20 protein-coding genes are annotated in these 24,528 nt (G+C 42.1%); 9 read left to right on the top strand and 11 right to left on the bottom strand.

Going from position 1 to position 24,528, the window contains the following annotated elements; genetic code table 11:
- The first annotated feature begins 16 nt into the window (after positions 1-16).
- Together L4D78_RS08920 and gltS are read left to right on the top strand one after the other, a co-directional pair.
- Positions 17-820 (top strand): PhzF family phenazine biosynthesis protein, encoded by an 804-nt coding sequence (locus tag L4D78_RS08920; protein WP_428466585.1) that lies wholly within the window; start codon positions 17-19, stop codon positions 818-820.
- A 65-nt stretch (positions 821-885) separates the two neighbouring features.
- The gene (gene gltS / locus L4D78_RS08925) at positions 886-2,106 is read left to right on the top strand and encodes a sodium/glutamate symporter (RefSeq protein WP_428466674.1); all 1,221 of its coding nucleotides are present in this window, start codon (positions 886-888) and stop codon (positions 2,104-2,106) included.
- A gap of 77 nt (positions 2,107-2,183) precedes the next feature.
- On the opposite strand, the gene L4D78_RS08930 is transcribed toward gltS, so the two are convergent.
- The gene (locus L4D78_RS08930) at positions 2,184-3,563 is read right to left on the bottom strand and encodes an amidohydrolase (protein WP_428466675.1); all 1,380 of its coding nucleotides are present in this window, start codon (positions 3,561-3,563) and stop codon (positions 2,184-2,186) included.
- A 476-nt stretch (positions 3,564-4,039) separates the two neighbouring features.
- Between L4D78_RS08930 and L4D78_RS08935 the strand changes: the two genes are divergently transcribed.
- The 3 genes from L4D78_RS08935 to L4D78_RS08945 all read left to right on the top strand — a co-directional run bounded on the left by L4D78_RS08935 (position 4,040) and on the right by L4D78_RS08945 (position 7,720).
- Positions 4,040-4,951, top strand: a complete 912-nt coding sequence (locus L4D78_RS08935) for a phosphate/phosphite/phosphonate ABC transporter substrate-binding protein (RefSeq protein WP_428466586.1) — start codon at positions 4,040-4,042, stop codon at positions 4,949-4,951.
- 84 nt (positions 4,952-5,035) lie between these two features.
- Positions 5,036-7,120, top strand: coding sequence for an EAL domain-containing protein (locus L4D78_RS08940; RefSeq protein WP_428466587.1), 2,085 nt, complete (start codon positions 5,036-5,038; stop codon positions 7,118-7,120).
- A 246-nt stretch (positions 7,121-7,366) separates the two neighbouring features.
- On the top strand, positions 7,367-7,720 hold the full coding sequence (locus tag L4D78_RS08945) for a VPA0510 family protein (RefSeq protein WP_428466588.1): 354 nt from the start codon (positions 7,367-7,369) through the stop codon (positions 7,718-7,720).
- Between the two features lie 118 nt (positions 7,721-7,838).
- On the opposite strand, the gene L4D78_RS08950 is transcribed toward L4D78_RS08945, so the two are convergent.
- From L4D78_RS08950 to ltnD, 7 genes are all read right to left on the bottom strand, one after another.
- Entirely contained in the window at positions 7,839-9,056 is a 1,218-nt protein-coding gene (locus L4D78_RS08950) for a multidrug effflux MFS transporter (protein ID WP_428466589.1), read from the bottom strand.
- Positions 9,057-9,231: 175 nt separating this feature from the next.
- Entirely contained in the window at positions 9,232-10,740 is a 1,509-nt protein-coding gene (locus tag L4D78_RS08955; RefSeq protein WP_428466676.1) for a GntP family permease, read from the bottom strand.
- Positions 10,740-11,708 carry a D-erythronate dehydrogenase gene (gene denD / locus L4D78_RS08960; RefSeq protein ID WP_428466590.1) on the bottom strand — a complete coding sequence of 323 codons (969 nt, stop codon included), beginning with the start codon at positions 11,706-11,708 and terminating at the stop codon, positions 10,740-10,742. Before denD ends, L4D78_RS08955 begins: the two co-directional genes overlap by 1 nt.
- 77 nt (positions 11,709-11,785) lie before the next feature.
- On the bottom strand, positions 11,786-12,574 hold the full coding sequence (otnI, locus tag L4D78_RS08965; protein ID WP_428466591.1) for a 2-oxo-tetronate isomerase: 789 nt from the start codon (positions 12,572-12,574) through the stop codon (positions 11,786-11,788).
- The gene (otnC, locus tag L4D78_RS08970; protein WP_428466592.1) at positions 12,574-13,206 is read right to left on the bottom strand and encodes a 3-oxo-tetronate 4-phosphate decarboxylase; all 633 of its coding nucleotides are present in this window, start codon (positions 13,204-13,206) and stop codon (positions 12,574-12,576) included. Before otnC ends, otnI begins: the two co-directional genes overlap by 1 nt.
- Positions 13,199-14,458 (bottom strand): 3-oxo-tetronate kinase, encoded by a 1,260-nt coding sequence (gene otnK / locus L4D78_RS08975; RefSeq protein ID WP_428466593.1) that lies wholly within the window; start codon positions 14,456-14,458, stop codon positions 13,199-13,201. Before otnK ends, otnC begins: the two co-directional genes overlap by 8 nt.
- A 2-nt stretch (positions 14,459-14,460) precedes the next feature.
- Positions 14,461-15,366, bottom strand: a complete 906-nt coding sequence (ltnD, locus tag L4D78_RS08980; RefSeq protein ID WP_428466594.1) for an L-threonate dehydrogenase — start codon at positions 15,364-15,366, stop codon at positions 14,461-14,463.
- Between the two features lie 294 nt (positions 15,367-15,660).
- Between ltnD and L4D78_RS08985 the strand changes: the two genes are divergently transcribed.
- On the top strand, positions 15,661-16,419 hold the full coding sequence (locus L4D78_RS08985) for a DeoR family transcriptional regulator (RefSeq protein ID WP_428466595.1): 759 nt from the start codon (positions 15,661-15,663) through the stop codon (positions 16,417-16,419).
- A 72-nt stretch (positions 16,420-16,491) separates the two neighbouring features.
- On the opposite strand, the gene L4D78_RS08990 is transcribed toward L4D78_RS08985, so the two are convergent.
- A complete protein-coding gene (locus tag L4D78_RS08990; RefSeq protein WP_428466596.1) occupies positions 16,492-16,923 on the bottom strand; it encodes a hypothetical protein in 432 nt (143 codons plus the stop codon).
- Between the two features lie 168 nt (positions 16,924-17,091).
- On the opposite strand from L4D78_RS08990, the gene L4D78_RS08995 reads away from it, so the two are divergent.
- Positions 17,092-19,083 carry a metallophosphoesterase family protein gene (locus L4D78_RS08995; RefSeq protein ID WP_428466597.1) on the top strand — a complete coding sequence of 664 codons (1,992 nt, stop codon included), beginning with the start codon at positions 17,092-17,094 and terminating at the stop codon, positions 19,081-19,083.
- Between the two features lie 238 nt (positions 19,084-19,321).
- A complete protein-coding gene (locus tag L4D78_RS09000; protein ID WP_428466598.1) occupies positions 19,322-20,044 on the top strand; it encodes a hypothetical protein in 723 nt (240 codons plus the stop codon).
- 113 nt (positions 20,045-20,157) lie between these two features.
- Here the strand turns inward: L4D78_RS09000 and L4D78_RS09005 are convergent, their stop codons facing one another.
- Entirely contained in the window at positions 20,158-20,682 is a 525-nt protein-coding gene (locus tag L4D78_RS09005) for an RNA methyltransferase (RefSeq protein ID WP_428466599.1), read from the bottom strand.
- A 254-nt stretch (positions 20,683-20,936) separates the two neighbouring features.
- Between L4D78_RS09005 and L4D78_RS09010 the strand changes: the two genes are divergently transcribed.
- Positions 20,937-23,309 (top strand): Lon protease family protein, encoded by a 2,373-nt coding sequence (locus L4D78_RS09010; protein ID WP_428466600.1) that lies wholly within the window; start codon positions 20,937-20,939, stop codon positions 23,307-23,309.
- A gap of 99 nt (positions 23,310-23,408) precedes the next feature.
- Here L4D78_RS09010 and L4D78_RS09015 read toward each other — a convergent pair whose 3' ends face one another.
- Positions 23,409-24,341 (bottom strand): DMT family transporter, encoded by a 933-nt coding sequence (locus tag L4D78_RS09015; protein WP_428466601.1) that lies wholly within the window; start codon positions 24,339-24,341, stop codon positions 23,409-23,411.
- Positions 24,342-24,528: the final 187 nt, after the last annotated feature.

Consider the following 24,528-nt stretch of genomic DNA (forward strand, 5'->3'; position numbering starts at 1 on the left):
AACAAGGAACTTATCAGTGAATATGGACATTTTTGTTGTTGATGCATTCACTCAACAACAGTTTAAAGGTAATTCTGCAGCGGTTATTCCAATAAAGGAATGGCCAGATGCCGTTTTAATGCAAAAGATTGCATCAGAAAATAATTTGTCAGAAACCGCATTTATTAAAGTGGTTGCTGTCAATAAATATGAAATTCGTTGGTTTTCACCGCTTACCGAGATCGATTTTTGTGGCCATGCAACATTGGCTGCGTCCTATGTTTTGTTTAACCACTTAGGTTGTACCGGTGAAATAGAATATACCACCTTAAAGGTTGGAAGCTTGTTGGTGACGCAGAAAGCCGATGGCCGCATTGAAATGAGTTTTCCCAACCAATGCCCTGAGCCTTTGAATCACATACCCGAAGCATTATTTGCAGGTTTATCCCATAAGCCGATTGAGGTGCTACGAAATCGCCAAGCCTATGTAGCAATAATGGCCTCGGAATGTGAGGTTAGAGAGCTCTCCTATGACTCAGAGCAATTAAAATCGTTGGCGCCATTTGATGTTGTGGTAACAGCTCAAGCTGATAATGAGAACGGCGATTATGAATTTGTTTCTCGGTACTTTTGGCCTGCAAATGGTGGGGATGAAGACCCAGTAACGGGGTCAATTCATTCAGGGTTAGCACCTTTCTGGGCAAAAAGGCTGTCAAAAAACAAATTGGTGGCTAATCAAGTCTCGTTAAGGGAAGGGATACTATATTGCAATGTAGTTGATGACCGAGTCTTGGTTTCTGGTTTTGGCGTTTTATACCTTAAAGGTCAGATTTATATTTAAGGTATTTAAATGTCAGCCTGAGTTAAAAGCTAAGAATACACAAAGTTAAGGGGTAAAGAATGGAAATGGATTGGGTGAACAGCATCCTTCGATTAGATGGATTTTTTGCTGTTACAATTGGCATTGTCGTACTGTTTGTTGGGCGGCGGCTCAATAATGTCATCCCGATACTCAAGGAGTTCAGTATTCCAGAGCCGGTTACTGGTGGGATCTTGTTCTCTGTACTTATTGCCCTGTTTTTCTTTATTACCAATATTGAGATTGAATTTAATTTAATTGCGCGTGATGTATTACTGGTTTACTTCTTTACTACCATAGGGATTAACGCCAGCTTAAAAGATTTACTCCGTGGTGGGATGCCATTAGTGATATTACTCGCGATTACTATTGGCTATATGATCGTTCAAAACCTAACTGGTATAGGTGTTGCGGGGTTGTTTGGTTTGGACCCTGCCGTTGGTTTGTTGGGTGGAAGTATCTCGTTGATTGGCGGGCATGGGACGGCAATTGCTTGGGCGCCGCGTGTCGCTGAAGAATATGGTATTTCTAATGCGATGGAAATTGGTATCGCCAGTGCGACATTTGGCTTGATACTAGCGAGCTTAATGGGCGGGCCAATTGCTAAATTTTTAATTAACCGTTATCAACTCTCTCCTAGTCATCATGAAGAACTGGACATTGGAGTGTCAGATGAAGGTGATAAATCCATCACAGCGTTTGACTTTCTGGATGCCATTCTAGCCATTCATATCTGTGCCATTTTTGGTTACCTTCTTAATGGTGCAATCGGCGAGTTAGGTTTACAACTGCCTCTATTTGTTACCTGTTTATTTGCCGGTATTGTTATTACTAACCTTGTTCCTTCATCTTACCCTCGAATATCGGGTACAGTTTGGCCTACACGGAAACCCGCCATTGCGTTAATAGCCGATATATCGTTAGGTACGTTTCTTGCGATGTCGTTAATGAGCATGCAATTGTGGACATTAATTGACTTAGCAGGACCTATTTTTGCCATATTGGCAGCGCAGTTTATCGTCGCTATCTTAATAAACCTTTTTATTGTTTTCCCTGCGATGGGTAAGAATTATGACGCGGCGGTAATATGTTCGGGTTTTGGTGGGATATCACTAGGTTCAACACCAACCGCAATGGCAAACATGTCTGCGGTATCACAGCGATACGGTAATTCGCACTTGGCCTTCATAATCGTGCCATTAGTGTGTGCTTTCTTTATTGATTTAGTCAATGCACTGCTTATTCCGTACTTCTTGACGAGTTTCTAACAAGGGCTGTTATGGGTAGTCAAATGTAATAAAAAGGGGGGGCAATATGCATCCCCCTTTGTTTTTTAAGTATCAAGCTATTTCATCAAGCTAGGTGATTTTATCGCTTTTTTTGACAGCTCTTTCGCAAACTCTGCAATGTCTGCTTCAATTATTTTTACCGACTCACGCATTTCGGCCATATCAATATTTTGAATTTGGCGGTTTTCCATCACGATATCACCATTCACAATAGTGGTGGCGACATTACTCGGGTTTGCCTGATATACCAAGGTTGCGTATGGGTTGTAGTTTGGCATCATGTTTGGCGACTGGGTCTCGACAATGATGATATCAGCTTTTTTTCCAACCTCTAACGAGCCGATTTCATCTTCCATATGTAGAGCTTTAGCACCGCCAATCGTCGCGAGTTCGATCACTTGCTCTGGGATCATAATGGTACGATCCTCATGCTTAAGCCGTTGCATGTTGGCGGCATAGCTAAGTGTTCGCCATAAATCGACCTGATTAGAGCTCATTGGCCCGTCGGTGCCTAATCCCATGCGAACACCCTGTTGGTACATGTCCCAAGCGGGAGCGATACCGGTTGCACCTTTGGCGTTAGCCATTGGGTTGTAGGCTACACTGGCGTCGGCTGCCTTCACTAAATCAATGTCTTCTTGATTTAAATGAATACCATGCGCGAGTACCATACGGTTATCTAACACACCAATTTTTTGTAGCCACGCGACAGGGCTAAGTTGCTCATCATTACCTTTAATGCGCTCTGCTTCGTTGCCAAACTCTCCGACATGGATTAATACTGGTACATCCAGCTGCTGAGATAGTTGGTTGATTTCTTGAAGCTTTTCTTTTGAAACCGTATACACCGCATGTGGTGCAAAGGCGGGAGTGATCAAGGGGTCATTTTGGTATTCAGCAATGAAGTTTTTAGCATATTCAATGCCGCCATATGGTTGTGGAGCATCGATGACAGGGAACTTAATTACTGTTTCACCAAGTACGGCACGTAAACCAACTTCTTTTGTTGCACGCGCCATATCGTCCATATGGTAGTACATATCAGCGTAGGTTGTGACACCACTTTGGGCTAGATCAACGGCACCAAGTCTTGTTGCTTCATAGATGAGCTCTCGGCTCAACTTTTCTTTTTCAAGTGGAAAGAAGTAGGCAAATAGGCGGTTGGAAATCCCTTCTTCACCTAGGCCGCGAAATGCAATCATCGGTAGGTGATTGTGAGTGTTTATCATCCCAGGCATCACGATACCACCTTCAGCATCTATCACCTTTGGTGCTTGATAGCGGCTGAGAAGGCTTTCATCACCCACTGCAATAATGGTGTCGTCTTGAATAACGATAACACCATCATCAATAACTTTCTTATGGTCATTAATGGTAAGGAGTTGACCATTGGTGATGATCATTGAGGCGTTGTAACCAGGTTGGGAAGAAGGCATCGAGCAACCTGCAAGGAGTAGCCCTGCAGCTAGTAGCGTTATTTTTCTGTTCATTGTTTCTATTATAAGAGGATAATTCGGCGTGGTAATTCTAGGCGCTAAAGGAAACATGAGCAAAGATTCATATCTCATAATGAGATAATGAGTCAGACACCGGGGGATAAACCGGGCTAGAAAAGCGATAAATCAAGAAATAATAGTGCGAGAGATCACAAAAAGACACATTCAGTGTTCGTGTGGTTTGTGCTAAAAGTGACGATAAATTGACGTTGAAAATATGCATCGATTAACAGCTTATCTTTATTAATCAATGATTAGTAATACATTTATCATTAGTTGGYGGCTGAATATTACTCCGTTGATGCCTAAAAAAATATACATCACCCAAGGGGATATAAACTTGATTCATCATTCATAAATTTAATGAACTACAAAAGTGTTGTTCCTTGTCTAGTATTATATACAAGGTGTTTAGTATGGAACGGCCGATGCACATTTTAATCATATTACTGTTGGGGTGTTTTTTAAGTTGGTCAGTATTTTCAATGGGTGAAGATACTCGTACACTTTCTATTGGTGTTATTAGTAACCATCCATCTAAACATATAATAAAAACAAAGCCTTTAATGGGGTACTTGCAAAAAGAAATGGATGTTTTTGGTTATCAAAGCTATGAGATTATTGTTAAGACGAATATAGAAGATATGATTAAATCTATTAATAGAGGTGAGGTTGATATTGTTTCTGAAACTTTATATGGCGCAAGCCAGATTTATCAGCAGACAGTGATGGAGCCAATACTATTACGGTGGAAAAAGAACGTTTCTCGATATAATAGTTATTTCATCACAAGGAAAGATAGTGAAATTAATGTTATTGAAGATGTGATTGGACGGAAAATAGTGTTTGAAGATCCAGGCTCAACCAGCGGATATTATTTGCCAATGGTGGCGTTAAAGCAGCACCAATTGCCAGTTAATCACATCCAAGATTTGGAAGAGGTCGGTGAGCCTTCTATGGTGAATTATGTATTTTCATCTGATTTCACGAGAAGGCATAATGAGGTTAATATTTCAACCTGGGTCTATCATCGAAAAGTAGATGTTGGGGTGTTAAGTAGTGTGAATTGGGAGGATAATGAGGATGTGCCTATTCGCATAAAAGAAGCACTCAAGTTGATTTATAAAACACCATCTGTACCACGGTCATACATGTTAGTTCGTTCAACATTACCAGCAAGTCATAAAACGGCGATAAGAGACATACTTTTACAGGCACATGAGAGTGCTTCTGCTCATAAGGCGCTAAAAAAATATCAAAGAACAAGCCGTTTTAGTGAGTTAAGCGAAACCGATGAACGATTGCTTGAAAGTACTCTTCTTTTTTGAAACGAACTATAGCTGTATAACAATATGAGAATTGGGTGGGCAACAAAAAATGTTTTACTAATCGCAACGATTATAACTTTATCGATGGCAGTTCTATTATTCGTTCATTTAGAAGAACTGAAGAAAGGTACGGAACAATCTGCGCAATCGATTCAGTCTATCATTGGAAGTAGTTATAAAGATATCGTAGATAGTAACAGTTTACTATTGTCTGGATATTTAAGTAATGAGTTGAAAGATTCAATATACTTACTTGACTTTGAACATGTTAATTTAATGGTTGAGCATCTACATCGTTATGAAATAATTGAAGACGTAATTATTTTTGATCATGATGGTATTATTATTCATGATGGAACGGATAAAAATATTAAAGTGGGTGAGGTGTTTGATAATAGTGCTGTTGTAAATAGCATTAAAATTGGAAGTACCTACAATTATCAGGGGGAATATTCGATTGATATCGGTTATCCCGTTATGATCGATGAGTCTGTGATTGCTGGGATATATATAACGATGCCGCTTGATGATGTCATTAGAATTACTCGGATAGCAAACGAAAATATTATTAATCAATTGGATAATCATAAAGCTAACCTTACAGAGCGCTCAATAATATACTTTACGTTAACTGTGCTGTTTGCTTCAGCTTGTGTATTTATTATTAGTCAAAGATTAATATCACCGATTTATCAGTTAACTCGTCATATTGCTAGCATGAAACAAGGGGATTATCGACCTTTTAAAGTTAAGAGACAGGGGGACGAGATTGGTACGATGATAGGCAAGTTTAATAGCTTGTGCCACCTACTTGAAGATCATGATAGAAAACTCAAAGAGCTTGCCTACTATGACGCTTTAACATTTTTACCCAATAGGCATCTCTTTAAAAGAACAATCGAAGAGCATCGAGAAACCAATTATTTTGTTCTTTTCATGGACTTAGATGGATTTAAGTCGATAAATGATAACTATGGTCACCAAATTGGCGATAAAGTATTGATCGAAGTTGCCTATCGCATACGTGCTTCGCTGAGAATCAAAGACAAGATCATCTCATTAAAACCACAAAATATGGTGGCACGAGTCGGAGGTGATGAGTTTGTTATTTATCTTAATGATGTCAATGGAAAGTCAGAAGTTGAATTAATCGCAAACCGTTTAATTTCTGCAGTAAAAAAGCCTATTCTAATTGATGATAATGAGCTCTATGTGAATACCAGTATTGGTGTTTTTCAATGTTATGACGCTAAGGGGGTAGAGCAGTCAATAAAAAATGCAGACATAGCATTATATGAAGCAAAGCGGCGTGGTAAAGGGCGTTATGTTCATTATGATCATGCCATGGATCTAGGTATTCAGTACCGCTATCGTCTTGAAAACAAACTTCAGAGTACTTTAAAGTCATTAAGTGGCTACTTCCTTGAGTTTCAACCTCAGTTTAATTTAGCGGACTATGAACTGGTAGGTGTTGAAGTTTTGATCCGCTGGCAAGATGATGAGTTTGGCGTTATTTCATCAGTAGATTTAACTAAAATTGCTGAAGGCCTAAATATTTTAAATGAACTAACCCGATGGCAAATCATTGAAGTTATAAACTTTTACGAAAGCGTGCGCGAGTACGTCAGTGATGATTTTTACTTTTCGCTTAATTTAGGAACAAGGCAAGTTATGGATCAGCTTAACTTTGATCGAATTCTAAGGTATTTGGATAATCATCAGGTTAAACCATCCTTGTTTCGTATTGAAATACCGGAGTCTAGCTTTGTTCACTATGTTAAAGATGTTAGATGTATGATTAGTAAGGTGAAAGCGCATGGTTTTGATGTATGGCTTGATAATGTGGGCGCTAGTCAAACGTCGTTGAAGCTAGTGTCAGAGCTTAAACTTGATGGCTTTAAAATAGATAGTTCTTTTTTTATACACCCGAGCCGTGAAAATGAGCTAATTGTCTCTGCCCTTATTTCGATGGCAAAAAAAATGGGGATTGGTGTTATCGCAAATGGGGTTGAATCGATACAGAGTGAAGACTTTCTACGTAAAGAGCAGTGCTTAGTGGCACAAGGGGCTTACTTTGCTAAACCAATGAGTAAGAGCCACCTTAAATATATACTGCAATGTTTTGGTTCAACACTTCAAAAAAATAAAGTGAGTGCTAACAGCTTTTAGCTAAATATTGTCAGAACTTTTCAGCTAGCAGTATTGGTATTGTTGATATCTTAGCGTCTGGTTGCATATGATGAGCTAATAGTTGTAACTGTATATGTCTATCGTTACCGATTATTCAATAGCTTAGGATTACCCATTAATGTTTTTATGGTTACTGACATTCCTACGACCATAAATTGACATTAATCGAACATTGTTTTTCTTCTCGAGACGTATTCTAACGTCATAAATAATGAGGAGAAAACCATGAAACAGTGGTTAAAACCAGGTAACTGGAAGAAAAAAGCATTGGTCAATGGGGTAGTTGCAACCCTGATTTTATCGTTTGGATTGGTTGTTCCAAATGTAGCTGAGGCACATGGCCATAAGCATCACCATAAACACAAAAAGCATCACAAACATAAGCACCATAAACATCATAAGCACCACAAAAAGGTGGTGATAGTTAAAAAAGCACCAAGGCATCGCCATTACCATCGTAGTCGGCTACCAGAAATTGCTACGTTTGCGATCGTTGCAGGTGCAACTTATGCGATTATTGATAACCACTACTACAAGCGTCGTGGTGATAACTATGAGTATGTTACTCGACCAAGGTAACAACTTGTACTGATGTTAGTGATCATAAAGCCCAGCATAGTTTTAACTAGAAAGAAAACAACTATGCTGGGCTTTATTGTAATGTCGGTAAGCGTGTTTATCGAGAAAGTTTGGTGTTTTAGCGATGACTGTGTTCTACCTTTATAGTACAACTCCACCAGTAAAGTAGAGCGACTAGGCCAAAGGTCAGCAGCATTAGCCATACCATTGGAGTGACGCCTGAACCAGAATAGACAACGATACTCGCGCTGGTAGATAAAATTGCCCCACCTCCCGTCATGATTGCTGCACCAAGCCCTGAGGCTGAACCAATTAATTCTGGTTTGACCGATAGCATTCCAACAGTGGCATTCGGTAAGATAAGACCATTACCGAGGCCAACTAAAAACATCAAACCGAAGAAAATGATGGGCGTTGTTAACCCTGAGTAACTCAGCAGCAAGATAGCCACTAAGCCAATCGCGGCGAAAACAATACCAGCTGCAATCATTTTCTGCATACCATAGTGTTTCGAAAACCGACCCGATAAGTAGTTACCAATTAAGTACCCTAATGGTGTAAACGCAAAGTATAAGCCGAATACAGATGGTGACATTTCAAAAACGACAGACCCAATAATAGGGCCGCCTGTAAGGAAGAGAAAAAAGGTACCGTTAGCAAACATTGTAATTAAACTGTAAGCCCAGAAAGCGTGGTTATTAAGTATATTTGGGTAGCTTTTGACTTGTTGTACCAGTGATGAGCGGGTTTGTGGCGCAGTTTCTCCCATATCAACATACGTTAATATACTAATAGCAATGCCGGAGATGAGCAAAAGAATGAAACTAGCTTGCCAGCCAAACCATTCGCCAAGAAACCCACCGAGTGTTGGCCCTATCATAGGTACCATCGACATCCCCATCATGATATAGCCAATCATACTGGCTGCGTCACGCTCATCGGCAATATCTCTTACTACGGCGCGGGCAATAACGCCTGCGCTAATGACAACAGCTTGAAGTGTCCTAAAAAACAAGAAGACATATGCATTGTCAGTCAACAAACAGCCAATGGTAGCGAGAACGAAAATCATGCAGGCCCAAAGCATCATCGTTCGACGACCAAAACGATCAGAAAGTGGGCCTATCACAAACTGAACAACCGCATTCATTGCGATATAGCCGGAAATTGATAGCTGTATAACGCTGTATTCTACGTCGAAATATTCAGCCATTTGTGGCAAGGACGGTAAGAAAATACTGATCGACATTGCAGACAAACCAGTAAGTAGCACCAAAGTTAACATGGACGGTGGTGATATTGATGGGGAAGAAATTGCAGGGTTACTACCGTTCAACAATGGATCCTTAATAACACATTGGGTTAAATTATTGTTTTATGGCAATAGCTTACCTGTGAATTGAGTGTGAGGTATAAGAAACATGGTTATTGTTAAGCTTGTAGCAAGAAAACAGCCTACCGAAGTAGGCTGTTTGGTTAAAGCATAGCTTTACGCTGCTATAGAGTAATGCTTATGCTGAAGTGTTAGTTGGCTCAAGATGATTAGACTTTTTCTTTTCGTAAGACTTTACGAATAGGTAGCACGAACCAAGTACAAGTAACGGTAATACTGGGTCAATAATTGAACCTTGGCTGCCAAAAATTAGGTTCATTATCATCACTAAGGAGCCTCCAATTGCCCAAGCAATCGTGGTTGGAACTGTCCAGATAATAAGCTGCTTTTTAACCTCTGTTACACCCATTAAGCGATTTACAATATGGAATAAAGAGTCGTTGAAGTAACCAGCAAAGAGGCTTCCCATGGTTGCAGCTGTCGCGGCAAACAGGAGGTTTACATCTGGAATCTCAATCAACACAGGAGCGGAGATCGATGCTGCTGTGATCATTGATACCGTTCCACTTCCCTGAATCACCCTGACTAATGTTGCGATAATAAATGGGATCATTATTGGTGAAATAGGAAGTGATGCAACTTGGTTAGCTATTTCAGCACCAGCTCCCGTTTCACGCAAAACTGCACCTAGAGCTCCACCAGCGCCTGTTACTAATAAAATAATCCCACAGCTTGAAATACCGTCTTCTAGCTTATCAGTGACCTGTTCTTTGCTTAGGTGGTTCCCGAGCGTGTATATAGCAAGTAGGGTAGCAATAGATAAGGCAATAACAGGGCTACCCAAAAAGTCGATAATCTGGCCAGCGAGGCTTGACGATAATCCTTCAAGGCCAAAACTATTTTCAAATAGACTCATTAATGATTTAAATAAAATCAATAAGATTGGTACAGCTATAGGTGCTACTGATTTGGTGAGTGATGGTAGCTTTTTAGACTCTTTACTTGCTAGGTATGTTTTATGATCTTGTTGAAGTTGCTCACTACTTTTATTGAGCTGTTCTACTGGTATGTATTCAGGGAATTGCTTCTCGAGCCATCGAGCATACCAAACAATACCTGCAATGCATGGCGCAGCAACGACAAGACCAAATCCAAGCATAGAAGCAAGATCTACTCCAAATATACTAGCAACACCAAGAGGTCCGGGTGTCGGCGGAATTGCATGGTGAGCAACAACCAGTCCACCCGCCAAGGCAACGGTTAGGGTTAGAATTGAGCGTTGTGATGTTTTTGCTAATGATTTAGCAATAGGGTAAAGAATAATAAGGGCACTATCCACAAACACTGGTATTGATACGATATACCCCGTGACAGCAAGGGCGGTTTCTTCTTTTTTCTTTCCCAACCATTTAATAAAATGATACGCGATGGATTCACCAGCACCGGATGTTTCCAAAATAGCGCCCATCATTACCCCAAGGCCGATGACGATACCTATACCGCCAAGCGTACCGCCGAAGCCAGCACTGATAGTAGACATGGTATCATTGACGCTGAGCCCGCCAATTAAGCCGGCGATACATGCTGCAGCAAGCATGGCAATAAGGACGTGCACTTTGGTCCTAAGTACTAAAAAAACAAGAACCGCGACAGCAACGATGAGCCCGATTACAGAGGTAGGAAGCATCATAATACACACTCCTCTTGGTTAATTTCATTGGTAATGAAAGCGTTGAGGATTTCAGTGAAGCTGGTATCTGCCCTGAATCCCATATTGAGTTCAATATCGTTATTAATCTGTTGGGGCCAACTACTGACAATTTGTGATACTTGAGGGTCACTTTCGAATGAAATATAAGAGGACAGACTTCTTCCTGTGAGTCGATCTAGCGTAGCGATCATTTCAGATGGTGTGACTTGGATCCCGGGTAGGTTTAATGTACGGAAACTAAGTTGAGATAATTGACTACTTTCGAGCATACCTGCGTGTAGAATATTTTCGGTAACTTTTTCTGGACTAGAAATCCATAATTTTAGATCTGGTTTTACTGGGCAGTTAGATTGTTCGCTGTTTAATGGCTCTCGGATGATACCACTGACGAAAGAACTAGCGGCTTTATTGGGTTTTCCTGGGCGAATTGAAATGGTTGGTAGTCGTACAGTAACAGCATCAACAAGCCCTTTACGGGCGTAGTCATTAACTAGCAATTCACCAATAGCTTTTTGAGTGCCATAGCTGGAAGAGGGGTGTGTTGCTGTCATCGGCATGATTTCTTCAGGTAGAGAGCCTCCAAAAACAGCCAGAGAACTTGAGAAAACAAATCGAATATTAGGGTTAGTCTGGCGACATTTTTCTAATAAAAGTTGAGTTGATTTAAGGTTGACCATCATTCCTAAATCGAAATCAGCTTCTGCGTGGCTCGATACAATTGCGGCAAGATGGAAAACATGCGTAATTTCTGAAGTAATGGCTTGGTCAACCCCTGCTTGGGTTGTCATGTCAATTTTTATTGATTGAAGACGTGGATCTTCACCTATTAATACTGAATCTTGAATATCAACCAAGGTAATTTTGTTTACATCAGTACGTTTTAATAACGCTTGAGCTAGCTTTGTACCAATGAAGCCTGCTCCACCTGTAATTAATATATTCATCTGAATTCCCTGTGTTATCGTTTCACGTCGTTTAAATGAGGCAGCTGCCATAACAGCTACCTGAGTAATATTTTGTTCTAATAATGTAGGTTTAGGTAAGGCTTCACCCAACCCAGTCCGTCGACTGTGTTTGTTTTTGGGTTATATTCACAGCCAATCCAACCGGTATAGCCAGACTCGTCGAGGACATTGAATAAGTGAGGGTAGTTAAGCTCGCCTTCACTTGGCTCATGGCGGTCAGGCACAGATGCAATTTGGATATGGCCGGTGTAATCGGCTAAGTCGCGGATCAATACTGTTAAGTCGCCATCCATGATTTGGGCGTGGTATAAGTCGAGTTGCAGTTTCACGTTTGGACGGTCAACTAACTTGATAAGCTCTACCGCATCGCGTTGGTGGGCAATGAAATAACCCGGAACATCTCGGTTGTTCAGTGGTTCAATCATTAGCTCAATACCGTGCTTTGCAAACACATCGGCGGCAAAGCGGATATTACTTATAAAAGTATCGACGTGTTGCTGGTGGCTATAGTCGTTATTAACAATGCCAGACATGGCGTGCACTTTCTTACAGTCTAAAGTCAGTGCGTAGTTAAGCGCGGTATCGACACTGGCACGGAACCCATCTTCTCGACCGGGAATGGCGGCAAAGCCTCGTTCGCCGGCATCCCAATCACCCGGAGGGAGATTGAATAGTGCTTGTTCAAAGCCATATTTCTTCAATTCACCCGCTAGCTCTTCAGCCTCAAAAGCATAAGGGAAAAGATACTCAACCGCTTTGAATCCAGCTTGATGCGCCTGAGCAAAACGTTCCATAAAGGGCACTTCAGTAAATAACATGGTGAGGTTTGCTGCGAACTTAGCCATTATTTGCCTCTTCCTTTTAAGTCATTAATTTCAACATCGCTCAGGTAACGGATCGCTTTACCATCTAGCATCAAAGCCAGTTTTGCGGTTTCTTCCAGCTCTTCAGCGTTATCGACTGCATCGACTAAATCGCTGCCGGTGACGACAGGGCCGTGATTTGCCAGTAGAAAAGCACGATAATCAGCAGCACGTTTAGCCAGCTCTTCAGCAATGCGTGGGTCACCTGGGCGTAGGTACGGGATCACTGGTAGCTTACCGATACGCATCACGAAATACGGGGTAAACGGCTTAATCGCGTTGTCAGTATCTAACCCTTCTAAGCACGACAATGCGGTTAGGTAGGTTGAATGCAGGTGAACAATCGCATTACACTTAGCGTTATTACGATAAATTGCCAGGTGGAATGCCACTTCTTTTGATGGTCGGTCGCCTGAGATATGAGTACCATCAATATCGACAACGGATAAACGTTCGGTATCAAGGCGCCCAAATGAAGAGCCCGTTGGTGTTGCCAGAAAGTGACCGTTGGGCAGCTTGAGCGACAAGTTACCTGCGCCGCCAGTCGCATAGCCTCTTTCAAACATTGAGAGAGCAAGCGTTACCATTTGCTCTCTGAGTTGTTGTTCAGTCATGGTAAAACCCTTGTGCTGTCTCGAAGAAGTTCTCATTACCGAAGTTGCCGGATTTCAATGCCAGTGATAACTCGCTATCAATCGCCTTTACCCATGGCACGCCCGGAGAGATTTGCGGACCAATGTGGAAACCTTCTACATTTAGGCTTTGAGTGACAACACCTGAGGTTTCACCGCCAGCGACAATGAAGTTCTGCACGCCAGACTCTTTTAATTGATGAGCCAGTTTGCTGAAAAACTGCTCTACAGCATGGCTTGATGCTTGCGCGCCGTATTGGGCTTGAATGTTCTTTAATACTTCCGGCTCAGCGGTTGCGTATACCATTGGCGCCAATGTGCCATCAAGGTTATTTAGTACCCATTGGAAGACTTGTTCACAGTAATCGTCTTGCTCTAGGCAGGCTTTAACATCCAATACTAAGTGCGGTGCTTTAGCCGCATAGTTGGCAACTTGTTGATTGGTCATTACTGAGCAAGAGCCTGATAACACAACTGTTTTTGCTTTTTGTGGCTTACCGGCGGCTTTAGCGGACGATTGATCGCTTAAATACTCTGCCCAATTCTTTGCTATACCTGTGGCTAGGCCAGAACCGCCTGTTACCAACTTCAGTGACTTAGCTGCTTTGCCCAAGGTTTCAAGGTGGGCTTGGTTAAAGGCATCAACAATCGCATATCGGGTGCCTGCTTGTGACAGTTCACCAAATAGTGAAGTAACCTGTTCTGCACCTTGCTCGATGACTTGGTAATTGACTAAACCTGACTCACCGCGAGACTGAGCATCCATTAAGCGAGTAAGGCTTGAATCTGTCATCGGGGTAACAGGGTGGTTACGCATGCCAGAATCAGAGAGCAACTCACCCATTACAAATAAGTGCCCATTGAAAACGGTGCGACCATTTACGGGAAGTGCTGGGCAAACAATGGTGAAGTCTTCACCCAACGTGTCGAGTAACGCGTCGGTCACAGGGCCAATATTGCCCTCGCGAGTACTATCGAAGGTAGAGCAATATTTAAAATAGAACTGCTGGCAACCTTGCTGTTGTAGCCATTGTAAGGCTGCTACTGACGCTTCAATGGCTTCTTCTGCAGGGCATGAGCGTGATTTTAGGCTGATCACAACCGCATCGGCATCAATATCGACCTGTGTTGTTGGTGTACTGTTTAATTGAATCGTACGCATGCCGTTTTCTACCAGAAAACCTGCAATATCAGTTGCGCCGGTGAAGTCGTCGGCGATTACTCCTAATAGCATGATTACAGCTCCTTCTTAGGTAGTTCGATGCCATCAAATATTTTGATCACGGCGCTGTCATCTTCTTGGCCAAAGCCTGCATTGCTGGCGCTGGTGAACATGTTCAGTGCGGTAGAGGCTAGCGGAAGTGGGAATTTCAGATCTTTTGCCGTGTCAGAGACAAGGTTTAAGTCTTTAACGAAAATATCAACCATCGATGTTGGGCTGTAGTCGCCATCAACCACATGCTTCATGCGATTTTCAAACATCCAAGAGTTACCGGCTGCGTTAGTCACAACGTCATACATTAAATCGAGAGGAATATTCGCGCGAGCAGCCAGTGCCATTGCTTCAGCACCTGCGGCAATGTGAACACCGGCTAATAGTTGGTGGATGATTTTTACGGTTGCACCAAGTCCGATTTCAGTACCTATGTTGTAGACTTTGCCAGCAGTTGCATCGAGTACAGGCTTTAATTTAGTAAAGGCTTCTTCAGAACCCGATGCCATGATGGTCATCTCACCAATGTTGGCTTTTGCTGCACCGCCAGAAACAGGTGCATCAAGCATAATCAGTTGATGTGCTTTAAGGCCTGCTTCAATGGCTTTCGCATCTTCAGCCGAAATCGTGGCTGAAACCATCACTGCCGTACCTGGTTTGAGTTTTTCAGCCAGTTGGCTATCAAATAGTACTGCTTTTGCCTGACGGGCATTTACAACGAGTAGCAAAACGGCATCAAGTGCTTGTGTGAAATCGGCACAATTATGTGAAACACCTTTTGCACCAGCTTGTTCTAATTCTTTTAATGCGTCGGTGCTCAAGTCAACACCGTAAGTATGTAGGCCTGCACGAATGCATGATTTCGCAGCGCCCATACCCATAGAACCAAGTCCGATTACGGCAACTGACTGTATTTGTTGAGTTTCCATTTGCCTCTCCATGTTAACTTTTGTGAATTTGTGTTGTTGTTTGTGATTCTATGATGCTTCCTTGGAATGATCTAGGCGCAACTTCACACTTTTTAACATCTTGAGTGATAAATATTGTTAATCTTGAGTGTGAGTTACTCGCTGTAAAAGGCAATATTGGGGCGTATTTATGCTAATAGCTTGAAAGTTTAAAGAATAATCAAACTTTGCCTTATCAAATGCTCACATATATTCACATGATGGGTTTTGTAGTGTTAAGATGTGTGCAAGCCAACTAGATATAGAAGAAGCATTATGATTCCGGCAGAACGACAACGAACGATCCTAACTTTGTTGGGTAATCAGGAAGTCATCAGCATTAGTGAATTGACACAACAACTTGATGTATCACACATGACGATTCGCCGTGATATTGCCAAGCTAGAGTCTGACGGGCGTGTAATGTCGGTATCGGGTGGGGTTCAGCTTACAGAAACCATCCATATAGAGCTTTCTCATGATGTGAAGATTAATCAGTATCGTAATGAAAAAGCTGAGATAGGTTTATACGCTTCACAACTGATAAAGCAAAATATGACGGTTTATTTAGATGCAGGCACGACAACGTTAGAAATTGCCCATCAGCTTAATCATCGTAATGATCTATTGGTGATTACCAATGACTTTGCGATTGCAGGGTATTTGATGAATCACTCAGAATGCAGTCTTTACCATACGGGTGGAAAGGTTGATAAAAGCAATCAGTCATCAGTCGGTGATAAAGCCGCCCGTCTATTACGTGAGATGAACATTGATGTGGCTTTCGTTTCGACGTCATCTTGGAATCAACGTGGTATATCGACACCGAGTGAAGACAAGGTATTGGTTAAAAAAGCAATTGTAGCATCGTCACAACAAAATTATTTAGTGAGTGACTCTTCTAAATACGGAAAGGTGGCAACGTTTCACGCCGTTGATATCGATTGTTTTGATAAAGTCATTACCGATAGAGATTTTCCATCTAGCTGTACTGATGATCTGTCTGAACGTGGTATCGATGTCGTGACTGTATAGCGTCGGACTATAGCAAGTCATTCTTGTAGTCAGTAAGGCATGCCATTTACAGCATGCCTTTTTATCATCGTTTTACAGCGTGCTCTTTTCTGATGCTTCAATAAATGGGCGCTGCGCCTCGTAACCATTCATAAATAAACATCGGTGTGTATAGGCTGATGTCAGTAACATGTGGTGATCGACTTCGGTATAACGCTTTTTCGCACGCTCAGCGAAATAGGTGTATTCCATATTAGCCCGCTTCACAATGGATGTTTCCGCGTCAACGGGTACTGAAAACTCATCAATTAGCGCTGCGTAATTGCTTTTATGTATTTTTACACGTTCATTGTTTAGGTATTGAGCGGCAACTAAACACGTTGCTTCTTCGTGTAATTCAAACATCATTTGCTCAGGAGATAACTGGCGCTTGATTGTCGTACCGGTGGTTGATGCAGCAAGTGAAATATTGGGCAATAAAATCGCTATTCCTAATGCGGCTTTCATTAAAATGTTGCTTTTCATATTAACGCGTAGTCATTGAAAGTTTGATTTATTAGTAACACTGGTTCATGACACTGTTGTTATATATCCTCTGCAATAATTGCAGGAATAAAACCGCAAAATTGTCATTTTTATTGCTTATTTTCCCTTTTAGTTAATCTAATAAATAGCAGTAAACAGTGGATGATCATGCAAAATAAGACTTGGAAGCGCTCTTTGGTTGCCTTATCGATAGTGGGTATATTGGCAGGTTGTAATAGTTCGAATAACGAATCAGGAAAAATCGTTCCAGCTGACTCAACGTTAAAGGTGGGACTACTACCTGATACGCAAGGTGGTGGCTGGAATGTGGCGATGCACCCGATGGAAGCAGTACTGGCTAAGCATCAGGCTGAAGGAGTGAACGTTGTTATTCCTGTTGGTGATTTAACTGATAACGGTTCAACTAAAGAATGGGCGCAGTGGCGTGAAGTGGCTGAAAAGTATCGTGAAGCCGGTATGGAATTCTTGCCTGTAATGGGCAACCATGAAACAAGCTGGGCATATACCGTCGAGTGGATTGACAATATGCGTCATTATATTCCTGAAGACGCAGTACACATGCCTTCTGCCGAGTGGCTTAACTACTATATTATTCGTGACAACGTATTGATGATTGGTCTGGCGTACTACAACCTACCGATTGCGTTTGGCTGGATTCAGGATGTGATTGCTGAGAATGAAGGCCAATTTGATCATGTGGTGATTGCTAGCCACGATGGTCTTGTCGGTGCTAAATATGGTCAAACTCGTGAGCAGATTGTCCAGGGAACAAAAGACGACAATCGCTTGTTTGATATTCATAAAGAAATCCGCGAACTGTTTGCCGAATATGACGTTATCTGGGTACAAGGCCATGAGCACATGTATCAACGTTCGCAAATCCATGCTCGCGTTTATGGTTCAAACGATCCGGGTGGCCGAAGCAGCGTAGATACACTTGCTTCAACGCCAAGTGGTGGTAACTACCGTATGCCGTCTTACACTCAGATTGTAAGTGGTAACGCATCATACAAAGGTTATGAGTACCGTTATGGTGAACGTGAGTTAATCCAAGATGTTGTTCAGCATAAAATGGCGACCTTTAAGCCAGAATATGACTCTAATTCATTTGATGCGAACGCCGCAATCTTAACCTTTAACGGTCAGCGTGTTGATTATCACGCCTATGTGACTCCGCACACCATTCTTAAGAACGAAGATGGTATGAAAGAGTTAGAAGATCCAAACTGGACGTTAATGGATACCTTCAGTCGCACCCTAGATCGTTGTGAATCTTTGATTTATCCGAATTCAATCCCTGATGATCAACGCCCTGTCCTCAATCATATTGTTCAGTACAAAACGAATGATTGCCTTGGCTATGATGGCTCTTCTGCACGCCTTGTTGGCGGCATAAACAATACCTTTAACCGTGTTGATACTACTGAACGTACAATGGGTTATACAGCAGGCTTAAGCCGAGCTGAAACCATGAACGATATGATGCGTTTAAGCTATCAGTTCTTATTTACCCAGCATTCTTCGTGGGATCCAAACCTGAACGGCAATAACCGTGTTGTAAAAGGGCAACAAGGTGTTGATGATACCGGTGCAGAAAAAGGGGATGTTGTTGTACCTGCGACAACCATCGACATGAAAAAGCACGTTACGTTGAGCTGGCAGCCAAAAACAGCTGATACTCGTTCTGATATTTTGATCGTCAGTGGTATGCAAAATCATGGTGGTGTGTATCAAAATGCGTTTGGTGGAGAAAAGGACATTCGAGTGAGTCCTGGTTTACCGGGTTCACAGCCAGATGGCAGCACAAAGCTAGGGCATCGTGATTTACCGATGGCTGCTTCCCAAGGTTGGGATGCTGAAAGTAATATTGGTGATTTATACGGTGTGCAGTTTACCGCAGACGCGAGCATTAATGCTGAAAACGTGATCTTAGGGGAATACAGCAAGGGTGAATGGAATCCACTGGTTACTGAACATTGTATTGTTGATGCCCCATGGGATGAAAGTTACTTAACCAATACTCCGGCTAGAGAAGCCTCGTGTGCTGACCAACCTGTGGTGGGCTACGACAGCCAGTATGGTAATCGTTGGTGGATGATAGCTGACCGAGATCTAGAGATTGCGTTGGTTAAGCAATAATTAGATCGGTTAACGTTGTCTGATTACATTGAAAGCCACCCGAGTGATTGGGTGGCTTTTTTATTTCCCAAATACAACTCAAGTCACTAATTAAAGGTGTTTTATTGTCTACACTAATATTATAACGTGCAATTAAAAGAGCGTTTCTATCACTTAACCAAGCCCAATTCCATAAACCTTCTAATCATCCTAATTGTATCGATGTGTATGCATCAACCTAGATAAAGAGGGGATTATTATGCTTGATTTTGCTAATAGCCAAGCCTTGAAAAGTAAGCAAACCAAGGCAACGACGGCATCGAATATCATTAAAAATGTTATCTTAGTTGATCTTATTGAATTGTTTTCATCAACGGAAATTGATGTTTTGCAACAAGCACAGCAACTTATTGAAGACGGGAAGACCCGTATTCAATGTCTAAAAGAGAAACGTCGAGAAGAAGAAAAGCAACGTAAAAATGTTGAAACGGTACTACATGAACAAGCTTATAACAGGGCTTTAGTCGCACTTGATGGTAAGTCTCTTGCGGAACTTTATTTATTAAACGTTTGTTTTTCTTATTCGTCCCCAGCTGTAATGGAGTTAATTGAAGAATATGACCACCAACATTACTTAGCCTCTGTCCAGCGATGGCTAGATGCGGTAACGAGTGACGACATGCATTTTGAACAATCACCAGAAGAAGTTCGGGATGAATGGAAAAAGGGCATAGTAAAAGCGGCGGTGGAAATTATTAGCTGGCCGTATTTAAAGTATCATCATAACTATCAAGAATCCGTAGCAACGTATAGCGACCCACAAGGAATTCCTGATGATTTTCCTGTAACGCTCTATTCCACGGTAAAAGATAAAAATCAGCAGCAACTGACACCAGCTTGTTTGAATGTTATTCAAACAATAACTGTTTATGAAGAAAACGAAGCTAAAGTACGTGTAATTCTGGATAAACTCGGTCAGTAATCCAAGGTTAGATCATAACTGGCCAGCTTAAGAGCAATCTAATGAATTCTCGAAAGCTTGGCTAACATTTAATGATGTTTGTTCATTCAGTAAACTGAAGGTGTCGCCGAGATTTATAAGTCGGCTGTTGGTGCCTTAACAACCAATTTATTGCGGTTGTCTCGGCTCTGGCGGATTAATTCATCACCCGCAATTACATCACTTGCTTTAGCTAAACGATCATACAACAGCACATTAACGGTAGCGGCAAGGTTCATGCAACCCACTGTCGGTACATAAACAACGGCATCTGCACGGTCAACAACATCCTGTGCAATGGTGCCATCTTCAGGGCCAAAAACATAAATGACATCATCGGGGTGTTTAAACGCTGGTAACGGTATCGCACCTTCTGCGAGTTCGACACACACAATTTTCGTTTCTTCAGGCAGGTTATCGAGCAGTGATTGCACACCTGTTAGAGGAATTTTACGAGACATACTTTTCGTATCAGTTTGAAACTTAACTGCACGGTCATACCGTTCGCCAGTGTAAGAAACCGAATCGACGCGATAACACCCTGCGGCACGCATAACCGCACCCACATTGGTGGGGCTTTTCGGATTGCTTAATCCAATACTGACTCGAGTATTTTTCATCGATATTTTCCGCTGACCTGATATTAAGAGCGCGGCATTTTATCAGAGAGGTAGAGTGAGTGGTAGTCGTAGAAGGTGCGAGTTAGATGTAAGAAATGTGCGTACGGTACTATTAAGGCGTGCATTTTGTTCATAAAAGCAGCAAAAAGACCTAAGTAGGAAGCATTCAAGCTTAAACGGAAGGTAAGTCACTAAAACATAATGTTTTACTGTCTACACTGATAGTATGAAGTGTCATAAGAAGAGGGATCTTTATGTCAGTTAAACCTCTAAGCAGTGACAAGCTGTATCGTGCATCAGAATTGCAGGGCTTGCCTGAAGATTGCAAGTCTACCAAGAACCTGACCCCAATCGATGAGATTGTCGGGCAGGAGAGGGCGCAGCAAGCGGTTGAGTTTGCTATGTCGATTAAAGAGAAAGGTTACAACATTTACGCCATTGGCCGTAATGGATTAGGAAAGCGCACGATGATGTTGCGCTATTTAAAGCGTCATGATCCAAATGGCAGCGGACATACCCTGTATGATTGGTGTTATGTCGCGAATTTCGACGAAACTCGACGCCCGAAAGTGTTAAAACTCCCTGCGGGTACTGGGAATACCTTCAAGAAAGACATTGAAAAGCTGATGACACGTTTGGTGAAGGCTTTGCCATTGGCTTTCGATAACGAAATGTATTATAGCCGCTCTGAGAAACTAAAAAATCAGTTAACGCAAAAACAAGAAAGTGCGCTAATTACGCTAACCAATGAAGCGAAAGAGCACAGCGTTAGTTTATCTGTGACCACAACAGGTGAATACCAGCTAGTGGCACTGAATGGTGAAGAGCCACATACTGAAGAAACGTTTGCTCTATTAAGTGAAGAAGAGCAGCAAGCATATGAAGATACCATTAATGACTTGGAGCGTAAGCTGCGCGGTATAGTGCGCCAGCTTACGGAACTAGAAGAAGATTTTTCAGATAAAATTCAGAAGTTGAATGAAGAAGTTGCACTGGATGTGGTCGCACACTTTATTAAAACGCTGAAGGAAAATTATAAGTCTTTACCGGAAGTCAAAGCATACCTTAAGGCCATGCAAGCCGATATTCTTGATAACCTTGATATCTTCCTTGAAGAGAGCGAAGAGCAAGTTGCGTTAGCTTATGCTGCACTTGATAAAAAAATGCCGCGTCGTTATCAAGTGAATGTGCTGGTTAACCAACCAGAGCATAAATTTCCAATTGTGGTGGAAGAGAACCCTAACTATCACTCGATTTTTGGTTATGTTGAAAATGCGACCTATAAAGGGACTGTATTTACCGACTTTTCATTGATCCGTCCAGGTAGCCTTCACCGTGCTAATGGTGGGGTGTTATTGATGGATGCGGTGAAAGTGTTAGAGCGACCGTATGTCTGGGATGGTTTAAAACGTGCGTTGCGAGCGCGTAAGTTAAACGTTAGCTCGCTAGAGAAAGAAGTCACGTTATCGGGGACAATTTCATTAGACCCAGAAGATATTCCGCTGAATGTGAAAATCATCTTGTTTGGCGATTATCAAACTTACCAACTACTCCAGCATTATGATCCTGAGTTTAGTGAGCTATTTCGTGTGACTGCCGATTTTGAAGATGAGATGAATCGTACTGAAGAATCAGAAGCGCAGTACGCTCAGTTTATTTCCAGCATTGTGAATGATAACGGAATGTTACACTGTGATCGTAAAGCGATCGCGAGGATCGTCGAATACAGTTCTCGCCAAGCTGACGATCAAAACAAACTATCGTTACACTCTGCTGATATTGCTAATTTGCTACGAGAAACTAACTATGTGGCGAAATCATCGAAGGCGACAATGATCCGCGCTAACCATGTCGAGCAAGCGCTGCAGAGTCAGGAAAAGCGGGTCAGTCGTTTAAAAGACCATGTCATGCAAACCTTCACTAACGGAACGACATTGATTGATACGCAAGGCACAGTTGCAGGTCAAATTAATGGGCTGTCAGTGATTTCTACATCGGATTATCAATTCGGTGCGCCAAATCGAATCACCGCGACGACGGCTTATGGTGAAGGTGAGGTGTTTGATATCGAGCGTAATGTTAAATTGGGCGGGAGTATTCACTCTAAAGGCGTCATGATTTTATCTGCATATTTAGCGTCGACCTTTGGTAAAACCAGTAAGATTCCACTAACGACTCATCTTACTTTTGAGCAGTCTTATGGCGGTGTCGACGGTGACAGTGCCTCAATGGCAGAGTTATGTGCTATTGTTTCGGCGTTCTCACAGCTACCGTTACGCCAGGATGTTGCTATTACTGGTTCTATGAACCAGTTTGGTGAAGCGCAGCCAATTGGTGGGGTTAACCAGAAAGTGGAGGGGTTCTTTGATGTGTGTACCATTAAAGGACGTAAGCCTACTCAAGGGGTGATTATTCCACAATCTAACGTGCATAATTTAATGTTACGTAAAGATATTGTTGAAGCTGTCGAGAAAGGAGAGTTTCACATTTGGGCGATTGGGCATGTGACGGAAGCGGTTGAAATTTTAACGGGTATTACGGCGGGGACGGTAACCGAAGAAGGCATTTATCCAACGGAATCCGTATTTGGTAAAGCACAGCTTAAGTTAAATGCATTGCGTCGTTAAACGGCCTCTATATAAATAATTTAGCATTTATTGAGTCAGTATAAACAAATAATGACCGCCTAACTTATCCTAAGTTAGGCGGTCATTGTTCAAGTGTAATTAAGCTGCTGTTTTTGGTTGTTTGACCGATTTCTTACTACCAAAGATATTAATGAGCGTACCGGTAATAATTAAACCGCCCCCAAGAAGTGTCCATACCGATGGTAATTCATTGAATAATAGCGCCCCCAATATAATGGAGAAAACAACCTGAATATATGAGTAGGCAGTGGCTTTGCTTGCAGCCTCGGTTTTCATTGCTTTCGTCAAGCAAACTTGGCCAATCTGCGTGAATATACCGACTAAAACCAGTAAAACGGCTTCAAATAGCGTCGGTATTTGGAAGTTATCACCAAGCAGGGCAAGTGAAAGAGGCAGTGCGATAAATGGGAAATAGAACACAATCACCGAGCTGTCTTCAGTACGGCTCAGGCGCTTAACAATGGTATAAGCCATGGCACTAAAGAGTGCACCGAGCATAGCAATACCGACGCTAAACATGGGGAGTTCTGCTGCCGTATCGGTGATCATATTGGGCTTTACAGTGACGATTAAACCAAGAATGCTCAGCAAGATACAAATGATGGTCGACTTTTGAATATGCTCTTTAAGAAACAGCAGCGCTAAGATAGCGGTAAAGACCGGGTGCAAATATTGCAAGATAGTCGCTTCTGCTAGCGGCAGGTTAGCTATTGCGTAATACACGCAGATTAACCCTAAAGTACCCACCGTACCGCGAGCAATAAGCAGAGGTTTATTATTTCCCCACACAGGGATTTTCTTCCGCTTAATATCTGCATAACTGATCAACAACGAGACAAGTGCTCTCGCGGCAACAATCTGAAAAAGGGGCATGCCCGAGACACTGACTAATTTAACGCAGGCGGCCATTAAGGAAAACCCTAGTGCCGAGAGCAGCATAAACTTCAGGCCCGGTGGTATTTGATTGGTGACACTATTATTGGTTATAGATTGGTGGATACTTTTGAGCATCTGCTAAGTTGAACCTCTGCCTTGAATGCAAACCAATAAAGCAGAAAATCGCTATGGTTGGTCGTTAGGAAATAGTCGACAGAGTGTGCCTGAAAAGGCCAGTTAGCGCACGGTATTTGTGTGATAAATCGTATTAATTAATGAAAAGCCAGTGGCTAATACCAACTGGCTTTTGAAACGGTCTATT

Origin of the sequence: Photobacterium minamisatsumaniensis (assembly GCF_050336695.1) — a bacterium.
Lineage (GTDB): Bacteria > Pseudomonadota > Gammaproteobacteria > Enterobacterales > Vibrionaceae > Photobacterium > Photobacterium minamisatsumaniensis.

Coding starts and splice junctions, on each gene's coding strand:
- gltS (WP_428466674.1), top strand. CDS start 886: ATGGATTGGGTGAACAGCATCCTTCGATTAGATGGATTTTTTGCTGTT.
- L4D78_RS08930 (WP_428466675.1), bottom strand. CDS start 3,563: ATGCCTTCTTCCCAACCTGGTTACAACGCCTCAATGATCATCACCAAT.
- L4D78_RS08935 (WP_428466586.1), top strand. CDS start 4,040: ATGGAACGGCCGATGCACATTTTAATCATATTACTGTTGGGGTGTTTT.
- L4D78_RS08940 (WP_428466587.1), top strand. CDS start 5,036: ATGGCAGTTCTATTATTCGTTCATTTAGAAGAACTGAAGAAAGGTACG.
- L4D78_RS08945 (WP_428466588.1), top strand. CDS start 7,367: ATGAAACAGTGGTTAAAACCAGGTAACTGGAAGAAAAAAGCATTGGTC.
- L4D78_RS08955 (WP_428466676.1), bottom strand. CDS start 10,740: ATGCTTCCTACCTCTGTAATCGGGCTCATCGTTGCTGTCGCGGTTCTT.
- denD (WP_428466590.1), bottom strand. CDS start 11,708: ATGAATATATTAATTACAGGTGGAGCAGGCTTCATTGGTACAAAGCTA.
- otnI (WP_428466591.1), bottom strand. CDS start 12,574: ATGGCTAAGTTCGCAGCAAACCTCACCATGTTATTTACTGAAGTGCCC.
- otnC (WP_428466592.1), bottom strand. CDS start 13,206: ATGACTGAACAACAACTCAGAGAGCAAATGGTAACGCTTGCTCTCTCA.
- otnK (WP_428466593.1), bottom strand. CDS start 14,458: ATGCTATTAGGAGTAATCGCCGACGACTTCACCGGCGCAACTGATATT.
- ltnD (WP_428466594.1), bottom strand. CDS start 15,366: ATGGAAACTCAACAAATACAGTCAGTTGCCGTAATCGGACTTGGTTCT.
- L4D78_RS08985 (WP_428466595.1), top strand. CDS start 15,661: ATGATTCCGGCAGAACGACAACGAACGATCCTAACTTTGTTGGGTAAT.
- L4D78_RS08990 (WP_428466596.1), bottom strand. CDS start 16,923: ATGAAAAGCAACATTTTAATGAAAGCCGCATTAGGAATAGCGATTTTA.
- L4D78_RS08995 (WP_428466597.1), top strand. CDS start 17,092: ATGCAAAATAAGACTTGGAAGCGCTCTTTGGTTGCCTTATCGATAGTG.
- L4D78_RS09000 (WP_428466598.1), top strand. CDS start 19,322: ATGCTTGATTTTGCTAATAGCCAAGCCTTGAAAAGTAAGCAAACCAAG.
- L4D78_RS09005 (WP_428466599.1), bottom strand. CDS start 20,682: ATGAAAAATACTCGAGTCAGTATTGGATTAAGCAATCCGAAAAGCCCC.
- L4D78_RS09010 (WP_428466600.1), top strand. CDS start 20,937: ATGTCAGTTAAACCTCTAAGCAGTGACAAGCTGTATCGTGCATCAGAA.
- L4D78_RS09015 (WP_428466601.1), bottom strand. CDS start 24,341: ATGCTCAAAAGTATCCACCAATCTATAACCAATAATAGTGTCACCAAT.